The organism is Nocardia puris (genome assembly GCF_003315035.1).
In the GTDB taxonomy this organism is placed as follows: Bacteria; Actinomycetota; Actinomycetes; order Mycobacteriales; family Mycobacteriaceae; genus Nocardia; species Nocardia puris.
In genome coordinates this window covers 84800-106490 of sequence record NZ_QNRE01000012.1, presented here as the reverse complement: position 1 = coordinate 106490, position 21691 = coordinate 84800, and the positions used below count along the sequence as shown (strand labels likewise).

General features: G+C 69.3%; 25 protein-coding genes. 9 read left to right on the top strand and 16 right to left on the bottom strand.

The annotated features are described in order from the left end of the window. Window position 1: 1 nt before the first annotated feature. Window positions 2-679, bottom strand: a complete 678-nt coding sequence (locus DFR74_RS36750) for a CPBP family intramembrane glutamic endopeptidase (protein ID WP_067513031.1) — start codon at window positions 677-679, stop codon at window positions 2-4. 81 nt (window positions 680-760) lie between these two features. Here DFR74_RS36750 and DFR74_RS25575 point away from each other — a divergent pair, with 81 nt between their 5' ends. Beyond that, the gene (locus DFR74_RS25575; protein ID WP_067513033.1) at window positions 761-1291 is read left to right on the top strand and encodes a dihydrofolate reductase family protein; all 531 of its coding nucleotides are present in this window, start codon (window positions 761-763) and stop codon (window positions 1289-1291) included. 6 nt (window positions 1292-1297) lie between these two features. Here DFR74_RS25575 and DFR74_RS25570 read toward each other — a convergent pair whose 3' ends face one another. The 3 genes from DFR74_RS25570 to DFR74_RS25560 all read right to left on the bottom strand — a co-directional run bounded on the left by DFR74_RS25570 (window position 1298) and on the right by DFR74_RS25560 (window position 3335). Next, window positions 1298-2458: an RNA polymerase sigma factor gene (locus DFR74_RS25570; RefSeq protein ID WP_067513036.1), complete on the bottom strand. Its 1161-nt coding sequence runs from the start codon at window positions 2456-2458 to the stop codon at window positions 1298-1300. Then, entirely contained in the window at window positions 2455-2862 is a 408-nt protein-coding gene (locus tag DFR74_RS25565) for a YciI family protein (protein ID WP_067513037.1), read from the bottom strand. The genes DFR74_RS25570 and DFR74_RS25565 overlap by 4 nt, the downstream gene beginning before the upstream one ends. 116 nt (window positions 2863-2978) lie before the next feature. Then, on the bottom strand, window positions 2979-3335 hold the full coding sequence (locus tag DFR74_RS25560) for a winged helix-turn-helix transcriptional regulator (protein ID WP_067513039.1): 357 nt from the start codon (window positions 3333-3335) through the stop codon (window positions 2979-2981). A 76-nt stretch (window positions 3336-3411) separates the two neighbouring features. On the opposite strand from DFR74_RS25560, the gene DFR74_RS25555 reads away from it, so the two are divergent. Continuing rightward, window positions 3412-3822, top strand: a complete 411-nt coding sequence (locus DFR74_RS25555) for a RidA family protein (RefSeq protein ID WP_067513041.1) — start codon at window positions 3412-3414, stop codon at window positions 3820-3822. 36 nt (window positions 3823-3858) lie between these two features. Here DFR74_RS25555 and DFR74_RS35585 read toward each other — a convergent pair whose 3' ends face one another. The 6 genes from DFR74_RS35585 to DFR74_RS25540 form a co-directional block, all read right to left on the bottom strand. Continuing rightward, a complete protein-coding gene (locus DFR74_RS35585; RefSeq protein WP_147265924.1) occupies window positions 3859-4545 on the bottom strand; it encodes a hypothetical protein in 687 nt (228 codons plus the stop codon). Between the two features lies 1 nt (window position 4546). Continuing rightward, complete coding sequence (locus DFR74_RS35580; protein WP_147265923.1) at window positions 4547-5116, bottom strand: hypothetical protein; 570 nt, start codon at window positions 5114-5116, stop codon at window positions 4547-4549. Next, window positions 5116-5868, bottom strand: a complete 753-nt coding sequence (locus DFR74_RS35575) for a hypothetical protein (RefSeq protein WP_147265922.1) — start codon at window positions 5866-5868, stop codon at window positions 5116-5118. Before DFR74_RS35575 ends, DFR74_RS35580 begins: the two co-directional genes overlap by 1 nt. Next, window positions 5865-6185, bottom strand: coding sequence for a type VII secretion target (locus DFR74_RS25550; protein WP_084538064.1), 321 nt, complete (start codon window positions 6183-6185; stop codon window positions 5865-5867). Before DFR74_RS25550 ends, DFR74_RS35575 begins: the two co-directional genes overlap by 4 nt. Window positions 6186-6515: 330 nt before the next feature. After that, entirely contained in the window at window positions 6516-7184 is a 669-nt protein-coding gene (locus DFR74_RS25545; RefSeq protein WP_232331877.1) for a trimeric intracellular cation channel family protein, read from the bottom strand. 151 nt (window positions 7185-7335) lie between these two features. Then, window positions 7336-7980 carry a LysE family translocator gene (locus tag DFR74_RS25540; protein ID WP_067513045.1) on the bottom strand — a complete coding sequence of 215 codons (645 nt, stop codon included), beginning with the start codon at window positions 7978-7980 and terminating at the stop codon, window positions 7336-7338. Between the two features lie 529 nt (window positions 7981-8509). On the opposite strand from DFR74_RS25540, the gene DFR74_RS25535 reads away from it, so the two are divergent. From DFR74_RS25535 to DFR74_RS25520, 4 genes are read left to right on the top strand one after another with little or no spacing between them, the layout of a single operon-like run. Continuing rightward, complete coding sequence (locus DFR74_RS25535) at window positions 8510-10168, top strand: DNA repair helicase XPB (RefSeq protein ID WP_067513085.1); 1659 nt, start codon at window positions 8510-8512, stop codon at window positions 10166-10168. Window positions 10169-10209: 41 nt separating this feature from the next. Continuing rightward, window positions 10210-10878, top strand: coding sequence for a DUF3239 domain-containing protein (locus DFR74_RS25530; RefSeq protein WP_084538066.1), 669 nt, complete (start codon window positions 10210-10212; stop codon window positions 10876-10878). A 39-nt stretch (window positions 10879-10917) separates the two neighbouring features. Next, a complete protein-coding gene (locus DFR74_RS25525; RefSeq protein WP_067513047.1) occupies window positions 10918-11565 on the top strand; it encodes a LysE family translocator in 648 nt (215 codons plus the stop codon). Window positions 11566-11609: 44 nt separating this feature from the next. Further along, window positions 11610-13001 (top strand): M1 family metallopeptidase, encoded by a 1392-nt coding sequence (locus tag DFR74_RS25520; RefSeq protein WP_067513049.1) that lies wholly within the window; start codon window positions 11610-11612, stop codon window positions 12999-13001. Window positions 13002-13033: 32 nt separating this feature from the next. Here DFR74_RS25520 and DFR74_RS25515 read toward each other — a convergent pair whose 3' ends face one another. Next, on the bottom strand, window positions 13034-13864 hold the full coding sequence (locus tag DFR74_RS25515) for a hypothetical protein (RefSeq protein ID WP_067513051.1): 831 nt from the start codon (window positions 13862-13864) through the stop codon (window positions 13034-13036). Window positions 13865-14153: 289 nt separating this feature from the next. Between DFR74_RS25515 and DFR74_RS25510 the strand changes: the two genes are divergently transcribed. After that, entirely contained in the window at window positions 14154-14669 is a 516-nt protein-coding gene (locus tag DFR74_RS25510; RefSeq protein WP_067513053.1) for an LppU/SCO3897 family protein, read from the top strand. Here DFR74_RS25510 and DFR74_RS25505 read toward each other — a convergent pair whose 3' ends face one another. Then, window positions 14670-16979, bottom strand: coding sequence for a helicase-associated domain-containing protein (locus DFR74_RS25505; RefSeq protein ID WP_067513055.1), 2310 nt, complete (start codon window positions 16977-16979; stop codon window positions 14670-14672). Between the two features lie 190 nt (window positions 16980-17169). Here DFR74_RS25505 and DFR74_RS25500 point away from each other — a divergent pair, with 190 nt between their 5' ends. Beyond that, window positions 17170-17358: a hypothetical protein gene (locus tag DFR74_RS25500; RefSeq protein WP_067513089.1), complete on the top strand. Its 189-nt coding sequence runs from the start codon at window positions 17170-17172 to the stop codon at window positions 17356-17358. Window positions 17359-17431: 73 nt separating this feature from the next. Here the strand turns inward: DFR74_RS25500 and DFR74_RS25495 are convergent, their stop codons facing one another. Together DFR74_RS25495 and DFR74_RS35570 are read right to left on the bottom strand one after the other, a co-directional pair. Continuing rightward, window positions 17432-18061 (bottom strand): resuscitation-promoting factor Rpf1 domain-containing protein, encoded by a 630-nt coding sequence (locus tag DFR74_RS25495; RefSeq protein WP_067513057.1) that lies wholly within the window; start codon window positions 18059-18061, stop codon window positions 17432-17434. Between the two features lie 383 nt (window positions 18062-18444). Then, window positions 18445-18675, bottom strand: a complete 231-nt coding sequence (locus DFR74_RS35570; protein WP_067513059.1) for a hypothetical protein — start codon at window positions 18673-18675, stop codon at window positions 18445-18447. A 201-nt stretch (window positions 18676-18876) separates the two neighbouring features. Here DFR74_RS35570 and DFR74_RS25490 point away from each other — a divergent pair, with 201 nt between their 5' ends. Then, window positions 18877-19299: a cold-shock protein gene (locus DFR74_RS25490; RefSeq protein WP_195125403.1), complete on the top strand. Its 423-nt coding sequence runs from the start codon at window positions 18877-18879 to the stop codon at window positions 19297-19299. Window positions 19300-19351: 52 nt separating this feature from the next. Here the strand turns inward: DFR74_RS25490 and DFR74_RS25485 are convergent, their stop codons facing one another. Next, complete coding sequence (locus DFR74_RS25485; RefSeq protein WP_067513061.1) at window positions 19352-19885, bottom strand: DUF2771 domain-containing protein; 534 nt, start codon at window positions 19883-19885, stop codon at window positions 19352-19354. Continuing rightward, entirely contained in the window at window positions 19882-21612 is a 1731-nt protein-coding gene (locus tag DFR74_RS25480) for an MFS transporter (protein WP_067513063.1), read from the bottom strand. The genes DFR74_RS25485 and DFR74_RS25480 overlap by 4 nt, the downstream gene beginning before the upstream one ends. Window positions 21613-21691 lie beyond the last annotated feature (79 nt).

Genomic DNA, 21691 nt, shown 5'->3' with positions numbered 1-21691 from the left:
TTCAGGTCGCGCCCGAGTACAGGAAGCCGCCGAGCCCGACGGTGAAGGCGAGGCAGCCGTAGAGGGCGTGCTCGACGGTGACCACGAGAATCGAACCGGTGCGCCGGTAGCGGTGGGCGAAGAGCAGGCCGCCGATCAGGGTGAGCGCCACGGCGATCCAGTTGCCGAAGATGATGTGCGCGAACCCGAACGCCACGGCGCTCGCCGCGATCATCGCCCACCCGCTACCGAAAACCGTTGCGTACCTGTGGAATACGAAGGTTCGGTAGATCAGCTCCTGGGGATAGACCGAGAGCAGCGGGTAGAACACCATCACCATCGCCCACACCGCGGGCTCGGTGCGCGGCAGGTCGAACAGCCGCTCCGGGCTGAACACCGCCAGCACCACACCGCTGGCGACCGTCGCCGCCACCCACAGCCCGAGCATCGACGGCAACTCCGCCCGCAGGGTGCGCAGCTGCTCCCGGACGCTCGCCCTCGGCACTCCCTCGCGCCCGCGCAGCCAGAAGTGCGCGCCGACGGCCAGCAGCACCAGCAGCGGGATCGGGCTGCCGGGACTGCCGATCGCCGCGTACGCCCCGACCAGGACGAAGAACAGCACCCCGAACTCGATCCCGAGTCGCGTCGCGCGCCGCTCCCGGCTTACAGTCCCGTCCCGCGGCGCCTCGGTGGCCGTCACCTCCCCGAGGCTACGGACCTCGGCCGTACTCGGCCACCCGTATCGCCGCGCGAGACCCCTGCGCCCTGTCAGGATCGATCCATGACGACCGTCTACTACACCGCCGCCAGCCTCGACGGGTTCCTCATCGGCGAGGACGGCTCCCTGGACTGGCTGGCCGGCGTCGAATCGATCGAGGAGGACGACGGGTTCTTCGACGGCATCGGCGCGATGTGCATGGGCGCGAACACCTACGAGTGGATCCGGGCCAACGAACCGCCCGAGTCGTGGCACGAGATGCACGGCGACCTCCCGTGCTGGGTGTTCACCCACCGCGATCTGCCCGCGATTCCCGGGGCCAATCTGCGGTTCGTCTCCGGAGATGTCGCGCCGGTCCACCGCGAAATGCGCGCGGCCGCAGGGGATCGCACGGTGTGGATCGGCGGGGGCGGCGATCTGGCGGGACAGTTCGCCGACGCGGGATCGCTCGACGAGGTGATCGTCGGCGTCGCGCCGGTGACGCTCGGTGCGGGTGCGCCGCTGCTGCCGCGCCGTCTGCTCTCGGATCGGTTGCGGCTGGTCGATGTCGAAAAGGCCGGGCAGTTCGCGAGACTCACGTATCGGCTGGGGTGAGCGGCGCTATTCGCCGGTCAGCCGCTGGCGCAGGGCGGCCGCCCGCAGCGTGAGGTGGTTGCGTTCGGGGACGTTGAGGGCCTCGGCGGCGGCTTGCGCGTAGAGGTCGGCCGCCTCGGCGAGGTCGCCCGCCCGTTCGTGCAGGTAGGCGGCGGAGGCGGTGTAGCGGGGCAGCGTGGGGTCGAGTTCGGCGAGTGCTGTGAGCCCGGCGCGCGGCCCGTCCGCCTCCCCGACGGCGACCGCGCGGTTGAGCCGCACGATGGGGCTGTCGGTGAGGGCGACCAATTCGTCGTACCACTCGACGATCTGCACCCAGTCGGTCTCCTCGGCCGTCTGCGCGTCGGCGTGCAGGGCGGCGATCGCCGCCTGGGCCTGGAACTCGCCGAGCCGGTCGCGGGCCAGCGCGGCTTGGAGCACGACCACGCCCTCGGCGATGAGATCGCGCCGCCAGCGGGTGCGGTCCTGTTCGGCCAGCGGCACCAGACTGCCGTCGGCGCGGGTGCGGGCCGGGCGGCGGGCGTGGTGCAGCAGGAACAGGGCGAGCAGGCCCGCCACCTCGGGGTCGCCGGTGGTGGCGGCCAGCTGCCTGGCCAGGCGGATCGCCTCGGCGGCGAGGTCGACGTCGCCGCTGTAGCCCTCGTTGAACACCAGGTACAGCACGCGGAGCACGGTGCGCAGGTCGCCGGGCCGATCCAGCCGGACGGTGCTCACCGTGCGCTTGGCCCGGCTGATCCGCTGCGCCATCGTCGATTCCGGCACGAGATACGCCTGCGCGATCTGGCGAGTGGTGAGCCCGCCGACGGCCCGCAGCGTCAGCGCGACGGCCGAGGCCGGGGTGAGGCTCGGGTGCGCGCACAGGAAGTAGAGCTGGAGGGTTTCGTCCACGGACGCGGCCGGGCCGGGCGGCGGCTCGTCCGACACGCGGAGTTCGCGGTGGCGGCGCGCCGCGTCGGCGCGCGCCAAGTCGAGGAAGCGCCGCCACGCGGTGGTGATCAGCCAGCCCTTGGGGTCGGCGGGGCGGTCGGTCCGCCAGGTCTCGACGGCTTTGAGCAGCGCGTCCTGGACGGCGTCCTCGGCGGTCGCGAAATCCGCCCCGCGGTGGACGAGGGCCGCCAGAACACCGGGGATCAGGTCCCGCAGCTCGTCCACCGCGTCGGCGGAAGTCATTCGCCGCCGGTCGCTTTCGTCGACATGAACGGGCGCACCTCGAGCCATTCGTGGATCGGTTCCCCGCCCGCGCCGGGGGCCGCCGACAGTTCGCCCGCCAGCTCGATCGCGCGCTCGTGCGAGTCGACGTCGATGATCATCCAGCCCGCGATCAGGTCCTTCGTCTCGGCGAACGGGCCGTCGGTGACGGGCGGCTTGCCCTCCCCGTCGGAGCGAACCCACTCGCCCTGCGCGGACAGCGCCTGACTGTCGACGAATTCGCCCGTGTCGCGCAAGCGATCGGCGAAATCGCTCATGTACTGCAGGTGGGCTTCGATCTCGGCGGGCGTCCAGCGGTCCATCGGCACGTCGTTCACCGAAGCCGGGGCGCCGCGATAGTGCTTGAGGAGCAGGTACTTGGCCATGGGATTCTCCCTTTCGGTTTCGGTGACCCCGGTGGGTCACTCACCACTGGGACGGAGCCGTCACGACGTTCTCGACATCCGCTGGCGAACTTTCTCGAGATTTTTCCCGGGCGTGGCTACCCGGGCAGTTCGGCGTCGAAACGGGCGCGCGCGTGCTCGACGTCGGGCAGGGTGACGGTGGCCCAGTGCAGCAGGGCGTCGATGAGGCCCTGCAACGACCGGCCGACCTCCGTGATGCGGTACTCGACGGCCACCGGCCTGGTATGGGTGACGACGCGCGCCACCATGCCGTTGCGTTCCAGGCGGCGCAGCGCGGTGGTCAGCGATTTCTGCGTGACCAGCGGGATCGCGCGGCGGAGTTCGTTGAAGCGCAGCGGCTGCGCGCAGAGAGCGTCGAGCACCTGCAGCGACCACTTGTCGAGCACCTGGTCCAGCAGTTCGCGGTGCTGCGCGGTGAGCGCGGTATCCGTCATGACACCTAGTCTCGTTGAAGTTCCCTTCGAGTACCAGATATACCTCGGATACCTACTTCCGGCGAAGGGAAATCCCATGGCAGTGCGACTCAGCACCCCCGAAGGCATGTTCACTCCCGTTCCGTACCACCACGTTTCGGTGAGTACGGGCACTCGGCACGTGCACGTCGCGGGACAGATCGCGCGCGATGCCGACGGCAACCCGGTCGCGCCCGGCGACCTCGCCGGGCAACTCGCCCAGGCGTTGCGCAACACCGCGCGCGGCCTCGCCGGCGCCGGCGCGACCTTCGCCGACGTGGTGCGCCTGCGCTTCTACGTCACCCACTGGACGCCGGACAAGTACCCGGCCTTCCTCGAAGGTATCGACCGCGTCGCCACCGAACTCGCCCTCCCCCAACCCCCCCCACCCCTGTCGGCCATCGGCGTCGACTACCTCTTCGAACCGGACGTGCTCGTGGAAGTGGAGGCCTACGCCATCCTCGACTGAGGGGGACGGTCGCGAGGCTCTCCGTCCCGACCGCCGCTAACCGCGCGCATCCGGACCCTTTGGAGTCGCGACGCCGCGCTGGGCATCGAGCCCCGCGCGGAAATTCGGATGAGCCTGTACGAAAGCGAATCGTTCATCGTAGATCGGCCGGATTGTCACCGGCTCGGAACTTCTCTTGACAAGCCACATCCACACGCACAAGCCAATGGGAACCGTGCCGGGGAAAAATGCCAACAGCAATGGCCGGATCACAGTGCCGAGCACGATTCCGGACCACCCCAGGACGATCACGATCGTCAAGGCGATCAGATTCGCTGCCATCACACCCAGAAGAAGATTGGCGACTAGGCGGTGCGACCGACCGGATTGCCGGCAACGCTCACAAACCGGCCACTTCCCCACGACGATGGTCGACACGGGTGATATTCGGGACGGTTCGATCCCCGAGGGGCGATGAAATCTGGGATGTTGCTTGGTGTCATAGAACAACACTCGGATCGGCGTGCGTGATATCGCAGGCCGCCCATGATTGCTACAGATGTCCGGAAGCTCCTCGGCGATCTCCAGCTCGAGCGGCTCCACACTTCGCGGCGGCCCATTGTGATACAGCAGGGTGGTGGACGAAAGCGGTTCGCGGCAGCGGCGCAATTGCACGGTGGCGTCGCCCTCGGCGGTCCAAGGCCGCTGGTAGGTCATCGGCGGATAGAGATGCTTCTCATCCATTTTATTCCAGCCAACCTCTTGCGCGCCGGTCTTGAAAGTAGCGATCGTCGTCGTCCGGCTCTTCTGGAACTACAATTCGTTCCCGATCAGGTCTGCGGGCACCGGGGATGGTGTTCTGCGGCTTGAAAGGCTCACTCGCAAGTGAATCCCCTCCTATGGAAATCGTTGATGCGTCGGACGCCGCATCCGGAACTTCTCTCTTGGTTTTCGAGTCCGTCTCGATGTCTTGTCCGGCGGCAATAGTCGAATTGTTGTCGCTATCGAAACGGTCGGCTCGATAGCGCGCAAGTATATCCTCGCCCAATTCGGCCAGTTGTTCTATTTCCTCGCGTGTCTTGTTTGCCGCGTTCTCGCGAATGGCCGGTTCATAGGCATCACTCAGTCGCATCATTGCTTCGCCTCGGGCGAACTCTCGCAGGCTTTGTCGGCCGTTTGCGACTTCGTTGATCTGATTCTGAAGGTCTTTGTCCGAGATGTCGTCGGCTATAATCTTCAGAACCTTGGAAAGGTGGCGTGACATGCCGATATCGCCATTCGCCAGATCGAGCATCGGCTCGTGGTCGGGGTTCACTATGATACTCCGGGGTGATCATACGACGACGCGGGAAGTGCTGGAATTTCAGAAGCCTCCGTTGCCGCACTGACTCCGGCTGCGATAACGCCGGTGAGAGCCTCGGCGGCGTTGACGAGATGACCGATCGAGCTGAGTATACTGGCGATCTTCGACGTCATTATCAATACCAGGCCTGCTGCGATGGCCTGCAATCCGGCGGCTATTCCGGCGCCTACGCCGGTCGCGGCAGCCTTCGCCGCTGCGATCTGTGTCAAAAGCCATTGAAGAGCGCAGTCGCCGAGAGTTTGGACGGCATCAGCTATGCCGTTCGCCATGCCGTAAGCTGCAAGCGCGTAGGCCTTGATCTCGTCGGCTACCTTCGTCATAGGATCGATTTGGTTGTCGATGGCAGTAGTCAACGCGGAGAAATAGGAGCGCGCGCTCTCGGCTGCGTTGCCCTGCCATGATTTCTCGACGTTGAGCATAGCGGCATCGATCGACTCGCGATACGCGCGGTTGTACTCGGTCAGGTTGTGTATTGCATCGGCGGATTTCTGGAGGGTGGACCAGTCTCCGGAAAAATTGTTGGTTATCGTACTGATTGTATTGAAGCCACCGCCCGACACGAATGGCGATGTGGCCATCGCGATCAGGTTGTTCAGGTGGTATGTGAGACTGAGCCCGTTTCCGCTGATTATCAATTCGACATAGTCGTGAATGGGGTCCGATATATCGGGTGTAGCAAGCTTGTCGATCGGATCACTCGTCACTTCCCGAGCTCCTCATAGTAGGAGTCCATGGTCTTGGATGTTTTTGAATCCTGTGTGCGGTAGAGTTTCCCGGCATTATTCAGCTCCGTGGATGAAGAATGGGTAACGCTGCCGAGTCGCTCATAGTTTGATTTCAGCTGGTTGCAGGCATCCTGCAGTTGATCGAGTACCGGCGAGAGGAGGATGCCTCCACTGCTCTGGACATCAAGCCATTCTTGGGCATATCGGACTGCTCGGGTGTTGTCTTCGGCGATCTTCCACAGCTCACGCGCTGCTGTTTCAATGTCGTCGGGATCTACCTTGAATTCCTGTGCCATGCTATCGTTTCGCCCCTGCTTGGTCGGTTGTTGTGCTTATGCGGTGATCGAATCTATTTCAGATCCACGGAGAGTTGATGTGACGATTTCCGCTGCTGCCGCGGAAACGGATTCAAGGTGTAGTTCCTCGTCGATAGCCTCTGCCCCTTCCCGGGGCATACCGACTTCTTTCACCCCCCGGACCTCCCTCGACGATAGCGGCCTGGCCGACCTCGAGGCAATGTCGACGGAAGGGATGGTGTGATGAGTTTCCGGAGTTGGCGCTGAGACGTCGCCGGTAGGTCGGTGCCGCTGCGAGATTCAGGCGTCTGCGGTGTGCGGGCGGTCGTCTCAGTCCGGCTGGGGGTCGGGGCGGTGGCGGGGTTGGGGGGCGCGCCAGTTGTAGCGGCGGGCGAGGAGGCGGAAGGTGATGGCACCGGCGGCGGCGAGCAAGCCGGACCAGGCGCGGTAGGCGCCGAAGTGCAACAGGGTGGCGGTGGCGGCGGCGCCGAAGAGGGCGGGGACGGCGTAGAGCTCCTGGTCGGGGCGCAGGACGGCGGGCACTTCGCCGGCGAGCACGTCGCGGATGACGCCGCCGCCGATCGCGGTGACCATGCCCAGCAGGGCGGCCGTGGGCGCGCCGGTGCCGTGCGCGTAGGCGATGGCGGTGCCGGTGACGCAGAACAGGCCGAGGCCGATGGCGTCGAAGATCTCCAGCCCGCTGCGCGTCAGGCGGTGCGAAGGGTGCCGGAAGAAGATGGCGAAGGCGGTCAGCGCCGCCGCGCACAGGTAGGTGAGGTCGGTGAACGCGGCAGGCGGCGTCCGCCCGATCAACAGATCCCGGATCACACCGCCGCCGAGCGCGCACCCGCACGCCAGCACCGCCATCCCGAAGATGTCGAGATTCTTGCGCACCGCCAGCAGCGCCCCCGACGCCGCGAACGACACCACCCCCAGCAACTCCCCACCGCGCTGCGCGAAATCCACGGCGGACTGCCACTGCGCCAGCACCTGCGTCACGCCCACTCCCTTCACCGTCCTGCCAGCAGCGTCCCACGCGGTGACAAGCCACGGCGCACGCCGACCGCGAAGTGTCGCCGCGAGGGCTGGTATTCGGTCGAGTGCCTGAGTAGGTGCCGCATCCGGATGCAGTCGCTCGGGCGTAGTGGAATTACGCCGGGACGGGCCTGGTGCGGTCGGTCGCGACGGTGAGGGCGATGGCGCCGAGGGCGGTGCCGGTGACGAAGCGCTGGGTGCGCAGCCAGAGGGGGCGGGTGGCGAGGAAGGCGGCGATGGCGCCGGCGGCCAGGATGATCAGGCCGTTCACGGTGAGAGCCACGGTGATCTGGACCGCGCCGAGGTAGAGGCTCTGCAACCAGACCGCGCCGTGCTCGGGCGTGACGAACTGGGGGATGAGCGCGAGGTACATGATCGCGATCTTCGGGTTGAGCAGATTGGTGAGCAGGCCCATGGTGAACAGCCGCCGCGCCGGATCGGCGGGCAGCTCCGAGGGCGCGAACACCGACCCGCCCCCGGGCCGCACCGCCTGCCACGCCAGCCACAGCAGATAGGCCGCGCCGAGGAGCTTCACCGCCAGGTACAGCCCCGGCACCACCGCGAACACCGCCACGATCCCGGCCGTCGCCGCCGCCAGATACACCCCGAACCCGGCCGCCACCCCCGCCAAGGAGACCAGCCCGGCCCGCCGCCCCTGCGACACCGTGCGCGACACCAGATACATCATGTTCGGCCCCGGGGTGAGCACCATCCCCAGCGCCGCCGCCGCAACCCCCAGCACCGCAGTCGTCTCGATCATCCGTCGATCCTCCCCGGGCGCACCGGCGGTTGTCTCGGGCCAGTTCGAGGTCGCTGGCCTGCCGCGGTCCGCACCCCGGCCCGGCCGATCCGCCTGCGGCCCGACAGACGTCAGGACTGGAGGGCGACAGCGACCTTCGGCCGGGCGCTCCCGGAGTCGTGCCTGTCACACCACGGCCTGTGTTATCCGCCGACAGTCCCGCTCGGAACAATTCCGCCCCACCGAACGCTGTACATCCGAGCCCCGACGACCACATCCCGGCTCCCTGCGCGATGTCGGTACCGTCGGGAACAATGGCTCCGAAGCGGGTAACCCTGCTCCCGGCCCCCACAACACCAGCCGGGAACCCGACACACCCCACCCTCCCAGCCACGTCGGGGAGGGAGCCCGACGACCGACCGTTCGCGGCCGTCTCGCAACTCAGCGCTCGTAGCGCATGCGCGCAGCGCGCGTCTCGAGCGCTGAGTTGCGAGACATGAAGGGCCGCGAACACGCGCGCACCAGCGCGCCAACCAACACAGGAGGCCAGGTGACCGACGGTCCGCTGATCGTGCAGAGCGACAAGACGCTGCTGCTGGAGGTCGACCACGAGCTGGCCGACGCCGCCCGCCAGGCCATCGCGCCGTTCGCGGAGTTGGAGCGCGCACCCGAGCACGTGCACACCTACCGGGTGACGCCGCTGGCGCTGTGGAACGCGCGCGCCGCCGGGCACGACGCCGAGCAGGTGGTGGACGCGCTGGTGAGCTTCTCCCGCTACGCGGTGCCGCAGCCGCTGCTGGTCGACATCGTGGACACCATGGCCCGCTACGGCAGGCTCCAGCTGGTGAAGCATCCGGCGCACGGCCTCACGCTGGTGAGTCTGGACCGCGCGGTGCTGGAAGAAGTGTTGCGGCACAAGAAGATCGCGCCCATGCTCGGCGCGCGCATCGATGACGACACGGTGATCGTGCACGCCTCCGAGCGCGGCCGGGTGAAACAGATGCTGCTCAAGATCGGCTGGCCCGCCGAGGATCTCGCGGGGTACGTCGACGGCGAGGCGCATCCGATCGAGCTGGACTACACCGGCGGCCAGTGGCATCTGCGCGACTACCAGGAGATGGCGGCCGACTCGTTCTGGGCGGGTGGCTCCGGCGTGGTGGTGCTGCCGTGCGGCGCGGGCAAGACGATGGTGGGCGCGGCCGCGATGGCGAAGGCGAAGGCGACCACGCTGATCCTGGTGACGAACACGGTCGCGGGCAGGCAGTGGCGGCGCGAGTTGCTGGCCCGCACCTCGCTCACCGAGGACGAGATCGGCGAGTACTCCGGCGAGCGCAAGGAGATCCGCCCGGTCACCATCGCCACCTACCAGGTGATCACCCGCCGCACGAAGGGCGAGTACAAGCATCTGGAGTTGTTCGACAGCCGCGACTGGGGCCTGGTCATCTACGACGAGGTGCACCTGCTGCCCGCGCCGGTGTTCCGCATGACGGCCGATCTCCAGTCCCGCCGCAGGCTCGGCCTCACCGCGACGCTGGTGCGCGAGGACGGCCGCGAGGGCGACGTGTTCTCCCTCATCGGCCCCAAGCGCTACGACGCGCCGTGGAAGGACATCGAGGCGCAGGGCTGGATCGCGCCCGCCGACTGCGTGGAGGTGCGCGTCACCCTCACCGACGCCGAGCGCATGTCCTACGCCACCGCCGAACCGGAGGAGCGCTACAAGCTGTGCTCCACCGCGCGCACGAAAATCGCGGTGGTGGAGTCGATCCTGGCCAGGCACACCGATTCGCCGACGCTGGTGATCGGCGCGTATCTGGACCAGCTCGACGAACTCGGCGCGGCTCTGAACGCGCCCGTCATCCAAGGTTCGACGAAAACCAAAGAGCGCGAAGAACTTTTCGACGCGTTCCGGCGCGGCGAGATCCGGGTGCTGGTGGTGAGCAAGGTCGCGAACTTCTCCATCGACCTGCCCGAAGCCGCGGTGGCGGTGCAGGTGTCGGGCACGTTCGGGTCCCGGCAGGAGGAGGCGCAGCGCCTGGGCCGATTGCTGCGCCCGAAGCAGGACGGCGGGCAGGCGCACTTCTACTCGGTGGTCGCCCGCGACACTCTCGACGCCGAATACGCCGCGCACCGCCAGCGTTTTCTGGCCGAACAGGGGTACGCCTACCGCATCACCGACGCCGACGATCTGCTCGGCCCGGCCGTCGGATAAGCGGAGGCAAATCCTCCGCAACGTGTGCTAGGAAAGAAGACGTGCGACGCTTCGAATTCGCGGTGGACCCCGGGCACGCGCACGCGGTGAACGAAGTCTTCGCCGACCTGCGTCGCCTGTGGATCATGGCGATCGCGGCCGCCGCCGGAGCCTCGGCCGCCACGGCCTATCTGATCTGGCTGAACCACCCGTGGTCGTATCTGCTCGCCGTGGCCACCGCGCTCGGCGGGATGACCGCCGTGTGGGTGGCGTTCTGGGCGCGCCACCGATCGCGCGTCGACCGCCTCTACGCCGACGGCGAGCTGGTGCCCGCCGTGGTGTCGGAGGCCGACCGGCGCGGCATCGTGCTGATGGCGCTGGTCGATCTGTCGGTGCCCGAGGCCGCGTCGCGCCGGTACGCGCTGGTGGTGCGCGTGGCGCGGCATCTGCCCGGCCACCGCAGGCGCGCGGGGGAGCGGGTGCCCGCCGTCGCGATCCGCAACGATCGCACCGCGCGCCCGACCGGGGAGGGGTTGCGGTCGGTGAGCACTATGCCGATCGCCTGGGGCACCGCCGACGTCGGCGTCATCGAGCGGGCTTGCGCCGCCATCAGCGAGGCCGAATGGCGTCTGCTCACCGACAATCTCGCCCTCGCCGCGCAGGTCCGCCGCACCTCGGCCAAACGCCTGCTGCTCGACCCGAGGCAACTGCCCGACGACCTGCGGGATTGAGCCGCGAAATCGGTTGCGGCGCGGGCCTAGACTCGGGGAATGGTGCCCATGGCCAACCTCGTCGCGTTCACCGTCGCGGCCACCGTCATCGTCGTGATCCCCGGTCCCGGTGTGCTGTTCACCATCGGCCGCGCGCTGGCGCTGGGCAGGCGCGCCGCGCTCATCTCGGTGCTGGGGCACGCGGCGGGCGTGATGGCGTGCCTGGTGCTGGTCGCCGTCGGGCTCGGCACGCTGCTGGCGGCGTCGTCGGTCGCTCTCACGGTCGTGAAGTTCGCGGGCGCGCTGTATCTGATCTATCTGGGCGTCCAGGCCATCCGCGAACGCAAGTCGCTGCGCGAGGCGCTGGGTGAGCCGGTCCGGGCGGGCGCCGAGCGGCGGGTGTTCCGGCAGAGCGTGATCGTGGGCGTGACGAATCCGAAGGCGATCGTGTTCTTCTCGGCGGTGCTCCCGCATTTCGTGGACCCCGCCGCGGGCGTGCTGCCGGTGCAGTTCCTGATCCTCGGCGCGGTGTTCCTGCTCATCGCGCTGGTCTCCGACAGCGCGTGGGCGCTGCTGGCCGCCTCGGCGCGCGGCTGGTTCGCGAAGTCGCCGCGCAGGCTGGAGGCGGTCGGCGGGGCGGGCGGGGCGATGATCGTCGGGCTCGGCGCGTCGGTGGCCGTCGGCGGCGCGACCGGTCACAACGGCTAGCATCCACCCGGCAGCGGAGTCGGGTGGTGAGAGGGGTCGGTCGCGTGAAATGGTCCGCAGCGGTGGGTGCGGTGGTGGCGGGCGTGCTGGTGGTCTGCGGAGCGGGCCCGGCGCACGGCGATCCACTGGCCGGCGCGCCGGGGGCCGGTGACCCCTACTACCCGCTGGACGGCAACGGCGGCTACGACGTGAGCCACTACGAGGTGACCATCGACTACGACCCGCCCACCCGCACGCTCACCGGCAGCACCCGCGTCGACGCGACCGCCACCCAAGGGCTGCGCGTGTTCAACCTCGACTACTCCGGGCCGCCGGTGCGCGCGGTCACGGTGAACGGCCTGCCCGCGGGTTTCGATCGCCACGGCGAACACGAACTCACCGTCACCCCGATGCTGCCGCTGCTGCCGGGCCTGGGCTTCACCGTCACGGTGGACTACGCGGGCGAGGCCGTGAACAGCGAGGGCGAGGGCTGGACCATCGCGCCCGACGGCGGCGCGTTCGCCGCTGGGGAACCGCATTCGGCCTCCACCTGGTACCCGCTCAACGACACCCCGCTGGACAAGGCGACTTTCACGCTGCACGCCACCGTGCCCGCGGACTACGACGTGGTGTCCAACGGCGTGCGCACCCGCAACGCGGTGGAGGGCGACAAGCGCACGGTCAGCTGGGAGGCGCGCCAGCCCGTGATCGGCTACCTCACCACCGTCGCCATCGACCGGTTCACCTTCCTCGAGCAGACCTGGGGCGGTGTGCCGCTGCTGAGCGCGTTCGCGCCCGGCGCGGAGGGCAATCGGGAGACCGAGCAGCGACTGCCGGAGATCCTGGACTTCGGCCGGGATCTGTTCGGCCCCTACCCGTTCGACGCGGCGGGCGGCATCTACGTGTCGGCGGACCTGAGCTTCTCGCTGGAGACCCAGACCCGCCCCATCTACGCGCCGTGGACCGATCTGCCGACCGTGGTGCACGAGATCGCGCACCAGTGGTGGGGCGATTCGGTGTCGGTGCGGCAGTGGTCCGACATCTGCCTGAACGAATGCTTCGCCAGCTACACCGCCGACTACCTGTGGCCGGAGCGCAAGGAGGGCGTCGACGTCGACGCGGAGTATCGCGAGACCATCGCCGAATGGCGCGACCACGCCAGGTTCTGGGAGGTGCCGCTCGAGAATCCCGGCGCGGGAAAGGAATTCACCGCCGTCTACTACCGCGGCCCGCTGTTCCTGCACGCCCTGCGCAAGCAGATCGGCGACGAGGTGTTCTTCGGCGTGCTGCGGGAATTCCCGGCCGCGCACGCCTACGGCAACGCGTCCATGCCGGAGTTCCGCGAATTCGTGCAGCGCAAGTCGGGCACGGATCTGAGCGGTTTCTTCGACGCGTGGTTGAACCGCACCACCCCGCCGCCGGACGAATTCCTGTTCCCAGGGGACCTGCGTCCGTAAAGGCCCGTGGCGCATTGCCTTTTCGTGCCGAGTTAGTCTCCGGCTCGGGCTCGGGCGCGATCCACACGGCTCTTCGCGCGCTCCACTTGCCGTCGCGCCGAGACCACTTGGTCCTGGGCCGCGCGTTCTCCCGTCCGGGCGAACTGTTTCTGTTGTTCCGCGTGTTCGAGTTCCTCGCGCAGCTCGGTGATCCTGGCGCGCGCCTCGGCCAACCGGCGCTCGGCTTCGGCGGCCGCCTCCGTGGCGGAATCCAGTGCCGCCCTGGCTATTTCGAGATCGGCGAGGGCGTCGTCCAGCTCTCGCCGCGCCGCCTCGCCGGTCTCCTCGGGCTCGGCGGATTCGGCGGGCTCGGGCGCTTCGGGCGCGGCGGCCGGAACCAGCGACAACCCGGCCGGGCCGAAACCCTCGTAGGTCGCGGCCGCGCTCAGCGTCCCGGTGCGCACCCGCTCGGCCACCTCGGGATCGGCCAGCGCGGCCGTGAGCGTCGCGGCGATCTCGCGCAACCCGGTCTCGCCGATCCGTTTCCCGGCGTCGGCGGCGAGCGCGCCCGCGCGGCGGGCCAGCGCGTTCACCACCTGCTGACGTTGCACGGACAGTTCGCGCAGCCGCTCGCCGGACAGTTCCCGCTGCGCCGCGCGCAGCGCCGAGGCCAGCCGCAACAGCGCGTCCACCTCGCCGGGTTCGGCGCGGACCAGCAGGTTCACCGCCCAGGCCGACACCGTGGGCTTGCGCAGCGCCCCGATGGCGGCGGCCAACTCCTTGTCGCCCGCGCGTTTGGCCTCGGCGACCCGGGCCGCCCGCGCCGCGGTGAACTCCGCGGGCGGCAGACCGTACAGGTCGACGGCGACCTCGTCTGGCGTCATACTTGCCAAGCGTAACGACATGTCGTCCGGTGACGACAAGGTCCACGTATTGGACGTACGTCCACATCGTGGGCGATCTGTGAAAGGCATTGCCAGTGAACTACTTCGGACTTCAGTCCCTCACCCAGCTGCTGCCGCGCGTGCTCGGCTTCTCCCTGCTCGCGCTGTCGGGTCTCGGCTTCTACTGATACCCGCGGCCGCCCTCGTGGCGGTGCGGTCACCGCGAGCATCCGGGTATCCTCTGGCGCGTTCACTCCCGTGAACGTTTTCGCTCCAGAGAGGTTTTCACGTGAAGTTCCCCGGGACGAGTCTGCCGGCACGTGTTGTGCTCGCGCTCCTGGCGGTGGCCGCGCTCGCGGTGGCCGGCTGTTCGGCGGTCGACGAGGCCACCAAATCCGACGTGGCCAAGACGGAGGTCGGTGACTGCATCAACATCACCGACAACTCGCCCACCGCCACCGAGGGCGAGCCCATCGACTGCGCGGACCCGAAGGCCGTCTACAAGGTGCACCAGAGCTTCGACCAGCAGAGCGACTGCGCGTCGAACGAGTACACCAGCTACACCGAGCAGCTCGCCTCCGGCGGCACCGCCTTCCTGTGCCTGGCGCCGAACTTCGCCCAGGACGCCTGCTACAACGACGTGGGCACCTCGCCCTACATGTGGGTCGACTGCGGCTCCACCGACGCCACCTTCAAGGTGCTCCAGCGCGTCGACGGCGAGACCGACGAACTGCTGTGCGACCAGGCCACCGAGTTCATCACGGTCTCCGACCCCAAGACCCTGTTCTGCCTCGGCAAGCCCTGATCACTCCAGCAGCGCCACCGACGCGATCCGGTGCAGCGTGAAATGCCGCACCGTGCCCGTCACCGGGTCGAGCGCGTCGAGCTGGCCGTTGCCCACCTTGAGCGGTTCCACCACGCGCTGGGACGCCCGCCCGGACGCGTCGACGTAGCCGATGTTCACCGACCGCCGCACCCGCGCCGCCAATTGCAGCAGCGCGAGTGTGGCGGCGGTGCTCGTTCTGGTGCCGTCCGTGCGCACCGACTGCCCGGCGCGGGCGCTGGCCGCGCGCTCGCCCGACCGCAGTTCGGCGACCAGTAGTTCCAGCTGTTCGATGCTCGGCGGGGCGGGCCGGTACGCCTGACGGGCGTTGGGCCGCACCAGGATTCGTGCGCCACGCCCGCGCAGGTCGACGATCGCGCCCGCCGAGTCCTCGCCCGCGGGTGCGAATCCCGCCGCGCGCAATCGCTCCAGTACCTCGCCGAGCGGCGCCTGCGCGATCGCCACCGTCGGCGCGATCGCCCGCAGCGCCAGTTCGTGCGCGACCGGCGCGGCCAGCACCTGCGCGATCAGCGCGGGATCGTCGCTGCGCAGGAACGATTGCGCCATGCCCGCCCGCAACTGTCCGTGCCTGCGCGCGACGTCGTCGATCAGGTAGGTCAGCGCCTGCGGGACGGGCGTGCGCGAATGCGTGGTGAACAAGGTGTGCAGTTCGGCGGCCGTCATGCCGGCGTCCAGCGCCCGTCGCACCGAGTCCTCGCTGATCCGGTAAACGGTTGCGGCCCCGGCCGATTCGACGTCGGCCACCAGCGCCACCCGTTGCCGCAGTTCCGGGGTGAGCGGGCCGGGCGCGATGACGGTCAAGTCCGCCTGCACGAGGACGTGATCCACCGGCTCGGGCAGTGCCGCGTCCATCTCCTTCTCGGCGTCGGCCGCGCTGGTCGCCGCGCCGTGCAGCAGCGCGCGGGCCGCCGAGCCGAGCGCCCCGCGCCCGAGCAGCCCCACCTCCGCCGCCTCGCGCAGCGTGTTCTCCACGACCTCGCGCCGGAAGTGCCGGCGCCTGCGCGGCTGCCGCCAGGCCAGCACCCGGCCGATATCGGCGGGATCGACCGCCACCCCCGAGGGCTGTTCGGCCAGCAGATGCAGGATCGCGGCGCGGTCGCGCGGCGCCACCGGGTTGCGCAGTTCCAGCGAGAGTGCCGCCAGCGGTTTGTCGTTGGCGTCGCGCATGCCGATCATCCACGGCATCCGGTCCAGCTCCAGCCAGACCATCGCGAGCACCGTCCAGCGGCGCGCGGGCGGCGCGTCCAGCCAGCCGTCGGCGGCGGGTGTGGGGGCCCAGTAGTCGTCCACGCCGTCGATGTCGACGGGCGGCTCGGGCTGGCCCTTCTCGAGGAGTTTCGCGGCGGCCAGCAGTTCGACGAGCAGTCCCGCCCTGGTCTCCTCGATGCCGGTGTGCTTGGCGATGCGGCGCAGTTCGCGCACCCCCAGCCCGCCCGCGCGCAACGCGGGGGCGGGAACCTCGCCGAGCACGTCGAGGATGTCGGCGCAGTGGCGTAGCAGTTCGCCCACCTCGCCCGCCGCGACTGCGTTCACCTCGGCGGGGGTGTGTTTGGTGACGGTCGGGCGCGGCGGCGTGAGCGTGTACGGATGCGTGACGGGTTCGCGGCGCAGGACCTGCCCCACGGTGACCGGCAGTTCCACGGTTTCGTCGTCGACGCGGTGCAGCAGGCGGCGGGAAAGCAGCTGCGGCACCGGACGGTCGGCGGGCGTGCCCGGCGCGGCGTCGCGGGTGCGGCCGCGCGGGCCGGTGGTGGCGAGCTTGTCCAGCAGTGCGCGCTCGGCCGGGGAGATCCGTGCCAGGGCCTCGGTGGTCTCGTCCTCGGTGAGCTCGTCGGGGAGTTCGGTGGCGGTGCCCACCGGCCAGGGCAGCGCTTCGGCCGCCGCGCCGACGAGGTGGAGATCGTCGCCGTGCTGCCAGACCAGCGCGCGCTCGGTCAGGCGGGTCAGCGCGCCCTCGATGGCGGTCTTGGTGGCGCGGCCCTTCAGCGCGGCGAGCAGGGCGGTGCGCGTGAGCGCGGCGTCGTCGCCGGGCGCGCGCGAGGTGCCGTGCGCCGTCAGCGTTTCCACGATGGCGAAATCGAGGGTGGTGAGGTCGTCGGTGGCCCGCAGTACCGAGGCGCGCTGCTCGGCGCGGGCCGCCAGCACCGCCATCGACGACGGCAACGGCACCGCCAGATCCGGCCGCAGCTCGAGCAATCGCACCAACTGCGCGTCCTCGCGGGCGGCGAGCCAGCCCTCCAGGGACGCGGTCACACTCGAAGTCTCAGCCATGTGCGCTCGGGATCCGTCGCGAAGTCACAGAGTCGATCCTCCCATTTCCGCGTTCCGGTGTGTCGGTGCGCAGGTGTGAAAGGCCTGGCACGTGCATCGGTTCGTGCGTTTGCGCGGACGTTCGTGCGTGCGGCGGCAAGATCGCGCGGCTCAGGGTGGCTCGGGGGAGGGCTCGGGTTAGCATGTGGGCGTGGTGAACAAATCGAAGAAACCCTATGTCGACAACGGTTGGCCCGAGACGGCCGACGGTGACCACGCGGTCACCGAACTCGCGGCCAGCCGGGCGGGCAACCTGTCGCCCTACGGCGAGGACACCGAATTCCCGGTGCCCGCCGAGACACTGGCCTACGTGCACCCCCACACGGTGATCAACCGCTGACGGCGCGCCCGCAGGCACGGACAAGGCCCCCGCATCCTCGTCGATGCGGGGGCCTTGTCCGTGCGGGGCGAGATCAGGAGGGCAGCAGGCCCTTGTTCGCCTCGTAGAAGTTCACGACCGCGGGATCGAGCGGCACATTGCTCGACTTGGCGGCGTTGAAGAAGTCCAGCGCGGGCTGCGGGATGTGCACGCCCTGCTGCTGCACCGTCGCGATGGCGCGATCGACCGCCTCGAAGATCTCCTGGTTGGGATGCGCGGCCTGCTGCTGCGGCGCGGAAGGGGCGGGGTTCCAGCGCGGGGCCTCCGGGGTGGCGGGGGCCGAGCGGGGGGTGGGCGAGCTCTTCAGGCCCAGCTTGGCCGAGCAGGAGGGCCAGGCGCCCCAGCCCTGCGAGGCGAGGACCTTCTCGGCCACCGCGATCTGCTGTTCGCGGGTGGCCTGGTTGGCGGTCGCGGCGTACTGCTGGCCGCCGTGAGCGTTCCAGGTGCTCGGGGAGAACTGCAGGCCGCCGTGGTATCCGTTGCCGGTGTTGATACCCCAGTTGCCGCCTGCTTCGCACTGCGCGAGGCGATCCCAGTCGGAGTCGGGAGCCGCGCTGGCGTTTCCGGCGAGGGCGGCACTCGCGGTACCGAAGATCGCGCCGGTGACGGCGACCTTGGCGACGGTGCGCCCGGTGGAGGTCGGCTTGCGATGGCGTCCACTCATATCGGGTGTCTTCCTCTCGTACGCACCTGCGAGGATTCGCTCGGGTTCGGACTGAGAGGTCGTCCGTCCCGCCCTCACCCCTGCAATCCGTCGGGGTCCGGTACCCGCGGGGCGAGGCTCGGTGCGGCGGGCCGGTGGTGCCGGGTGTCCCCGGCTGGAATAGACGGTACGACGATCGCCGCGAAAAATCACCATTTGGTAACCGGCGTGTGCGCCAGGGTCTCGAACCGGTCTCGACCCTCGCGAGATCCCTTCTGTGCAGCTAGGAGCCGTTGCGTGGCTCACAGTCACGCTCGCGCAGGCGCCGTTATCGGCTCGTTATGTGACCAGGATCACAGGATGGATCGAGTAACGGAACGCGCGCCGGGGTATTCGCGCGTCAGCTATCGGGACCGGCGGCCCGACCAGAGCGCGTAGATCAATCCGAGCAGGAAGCCGACGGGCGCGAGCATGGCGATCAGGTACACCCACAGGCCCGGTGCGGAACCGGTGATGAGTGCGGTGAGGAAGATCGCGATCACGGCCAGCACCCCGGCGAGGAACAGGCCCATCGCGACGTACAGCAACCAGGGGGCGGAGCGGCGCGGACCGGGCGCGGCGGGAGGGGTCGTCACCCTAGGACCGTAAAACTGATGTGCTCGCGTTATCACCACCGGGGTAGACTCGAAGTGAATCGCGTCCTACAGGTTTGTGGGGCGCGTTCTTTTCGCAAACTGCAAGGAGTCTCGCCCGGCGCGCGCGCCGGGCGGCTTCGAGTAGTAAGGATGTGTCCGCGCCACGGTGGCGCGGGTGTCGACGATGAACGGGTGAGCGCAGTGCCGACCGGCAGGGTGAAGTGGTACGACGTCGAAAAGGGCTTCGGCTTCCTTTCCCAGGACGAGGGTGAGGACGTCTACGTCCGCTCGTCCGCGCTGCCCGACGGCGTCGAGGGGCTCAAGCCGGGGCAGCGCGTGGAGTTCGGGATGGCCGCGGGCCGTCGCGGTCCGCAGGCGCTGAGTCTCAAGCTGCTCGAGGCGCCGCCCTCGGTGCGCCAGGGCCAGGAGCGCGGGGGCCGCAAGGAGCCCGTCGCCGGTCCGCGCCGCACGCCCGACGAACTGCACGGGATGGTCGAGGACATGATCACCCTGCTGGAGACGAAGGTGCAGCCCGACCTGCGCAAGGGGCGCTACCCCGACCGCAAGATGTCGCGCACCATCTCCGAGGTGGTCCGCGCCGTAGCGCGCGAGCTGGATCACTAACTCCCACGCGGGAATTCGCACGCCGCGGGGCCGTGCGCCCCGCGGCGTTCTCTCACGACTCGGTGCGGATCGACCAGGTGGCGTGCGGGACGGTGGACTCGCGGCCCTGCTCGTCGATCGCGGGCACCGGCAGCTGGAACTCCACGCCGATGAGCCGCAGCTCGGGCAGCGGCTGCGAATCGATGGTGATCGCCACCGCGCCCTTCGGGTAGTCGTTGCGGCTCACCACGCGGTCCACGATGTCGCCGCTGGGCAGCGCATACACCAGCTGCGCCAGCCACGGCGCCTCGGCGATGTCGGGCGGTAGCGAGATCTGCAGCGGGTAGCCCTGCGGCACCGCGAGATCGACGGATTCGCCCGAGCGGCAGTCCGACATCTCCAGCCGCTGGCCCTCCACCAGCCGCACATCGCAGTAGTGGTACGGCGGCACCGTGACGGTCTTGCCGTACGCGTAGGCGGTGATCTCGGGATCGTGCTCGGGTGCGTTGCGGACCGCCACGGCCACCAGTCCCGCCGTGACGCCGGCGAGCACCAGCAGCGCGACCGCGACGAGGGCCGCGACGGTGCGGCCTGAGAGCTTGTTCACCTGAGCGGATCTCCTTGTGTGCGTGGGCCTGCGGGGACTTCCTGTTCGGCGTGCTGGGGCCGGTTGCCGCCGAAACCGGGCAGCAGTGAGTGGCCGCGGTAGCTGACGAAGGTCTGGATCAGTCCGAGCACGAGTATCCCCGAGACCACCGCGAAGCCTTTCCAGTAGTCCGTCGGCAGCAGCACGCCGGCCGCGCCGCCGATCACCCAGCTCAGCTGCAACACGGTCTCCGAGCGGCCGAAACCGGAGGCGATGGACTCCGGCGGCAGGTCGTCCTGGATCGAGGCGTCCAGCGACACCTTGGCCAGCGCGCTCGCGCCCGCGGCGATCAGCGTGGCCACCGCCGCGCCCAGCAGGTTGTCGGCGAACACGGCGAACAGCGCCACCGCCGCGCAGGCCGCGGTGCAGCCGACGACGATCAGCGCGGGTTTGCCCAGTTTCATGCGGGCGCCCGTCGCGTTGCCGGTGAAGTTGCCGACCGCGGCGGCCGCGCCGACCGCGCCGAGCATCGCGGCCTGCTGCAGCGGGCGATGTTCGGTGGCCTTGGCGACGAACGCCACGTAGAAGGTCAGGAAGCCGGTGAGCACGCGGATCGACCCGTTGCCCCACAGGCCGGTGACCACGGCGCGGCCCAGCGGCTGCCTGCGTTTGCGCGGCGGCACGGCCGACCGTTCGCCGGCGCGCAGCACCTCGGTGTGCTCGTCCTCGCCGTGATAGCTCAGCGTGGCCGGCACCTCGCCCTCGGTGACCTCCACCCAGCGCGGGATGCGCAGGCTCAGGTAGGTGCCCGCGGCCGCGATCAGCGCGGCCAGCACCAGCGCGCCCGCCGACCCGGTGAGTGCCGCGACGGCCGCCGCCACCGCGCCCGCGCCGATGGTGCCGCCGACCAGGCCGAACACGGTGAGCCGGGAGTTGGTGCGCACCAGGTCGATATCCGGTGGGAGTACTCGGGGTGTGACCGCGCTCTTGAGCACGGAGAACGATTTGGAGCCCACCATCATGCACAGCGCGAGCGGATACAGCGCCCACGTGTCGAACTGGAGGATCAGCACCACCGCGAGCACCGCGCGGACTGCGAACGAGGTGGCCAGTGCCAGGCGGCGGCCGCGCTGCAACCGGTCCAGCAGCGGACCGATCAGCGGCGCGATCACCGCGAACGGGGCGATGGTGATCAGCAGGTACAGCGCCACTTTGGACTTGCTCTCGGCGGTGGCGCTGGCGAAGAACAGCGTATTGGCCAGCGACACCGCGATCGCCGCGTCCAGCGCGAAGTTCGCCATGGTGGCGTAGGTGAGCGCGGTCAGGCCCGACTTGTCCGCGCCGTCGGCCTTGGCCGCGCGCTGGAAGGTGGCGATGCCCTTTTCGGTGAGTTCGCGCCCGCGCAGTGCGGCGACGCGCGTGACCGTGAGCTTGCGCGGCACGCGCTGGGGGTGGGCGGTCTCGTCGGGGATCTCGTAGCGCTTGGTGTCGGCCGGAGGTGCCGCGTCGTCGGGGACGGGCGCGGAGACGCCGCGCGGTGGCGCATCGGGGCGCACCGGGCGCTTGCGCAGCGGGCCCAGCGGCGCGCGGCCGGGCTCGCCCTCGGTGTCCAAGGGCGGCAGCGGCCTGCGCCGGGTGGGGGCGTTCGGCGGCGGATACCGGTCGTAGCCGGGATGCCGTTCGATCGGCGCCTCCTCGCCATCCCACGGACCACGCTCGGCACCGTAGGGATCGCGCGGAGTAGTCACCCCCCAATTCTGTCGTACGCCGCCGACACCCGGCGGGCGGTGCTGCCGGATGTCGGGCGGAAGTGACGGATCTTGCGTT

Coding starts and splice junctions, on each gene's coding strand:
- DFR74_RS25575 (WP_067513033.1), top strand. CDS start 761: ATGACGACCGTCTACTACACCGCCGCCAGCCTCGACGGGTTCCTCATC.
- DFR74_RS25570 (WP_067513036.1), bottom strand. CDS start 2,458: ATGACTTCCGCCGACGCGGTGGACGAGCTGCGGGACCTGATCCCCGGT.
- DFR74_RS25565 (WP_067513037.1), bottom strand. CDS start 2,862: ATGGCCAAGTACCTGCTCCTCAAGCACTATCGCGGCGCCCCGGCTTCG.
- DFR74_RS25560 (WP_067513039.1), bottom strand. CDS start 3,335: ATGACGGATACCGCGCTCACCGCGCAGCACCGCGAACTGCTGGACCAG.
- DFR74_RS25555 (WP_067513041.1), top strand. CDS start 3,412: ATGGCAGTGCGACTCAGCACCCCCGAAGGCATGTTCACTCCCGTTCCG.
- DFR74_RS35585 (WP_147265924.1), bottom strand. CDS start 4,545: ATGGATGAGAAGCATCTCTATCCGCCGATGACCTACCAGCGGCCTTGG.
- DFR74_RS25550 (WP_084538064.1), bottom strand. CDS start 6,185: ATGGCACAGGAATTCAAGGTAGATCCCGACGACATTGAAACAGCAGCG.
- DFR74_RS25540 (WP_067513045.1), bottom strand. CDS start 7,980: ATGATCGAGACGACTGCGGTGCTGGGGGTTGCGGCGGCGGCGCTGGGG.
- DFR74_RS25525 (WP_067513047.1), top strand. CDS start 10,918: ATGGTGCCCATGGCCAACCTCGTCGCGTTCACCGTCGCGGCCACCGTC.
- DFR74_RS25515 (WP_067513051.1), bottom strand. CDS start 13,864: ATGACGCCAGACGAGGTCGCCGTCGACCTGTACGGTCTGCCGCCCGCG.
- DFR74_RS25505 (WP_067513055.1), bottom strand. CDS start 16,979: ATGGCTGAGACTTCGAGTGTGACCGCGTCCCTGGAGGGCTGGCTCGCC.
- DFR74_RS25495 (WP_067513057.1), bottom strand. CDS start 18,061: ATGAGTGGACGCCATCGCAAGCCGACCTCCACCGGGCGCACCGTCGCC.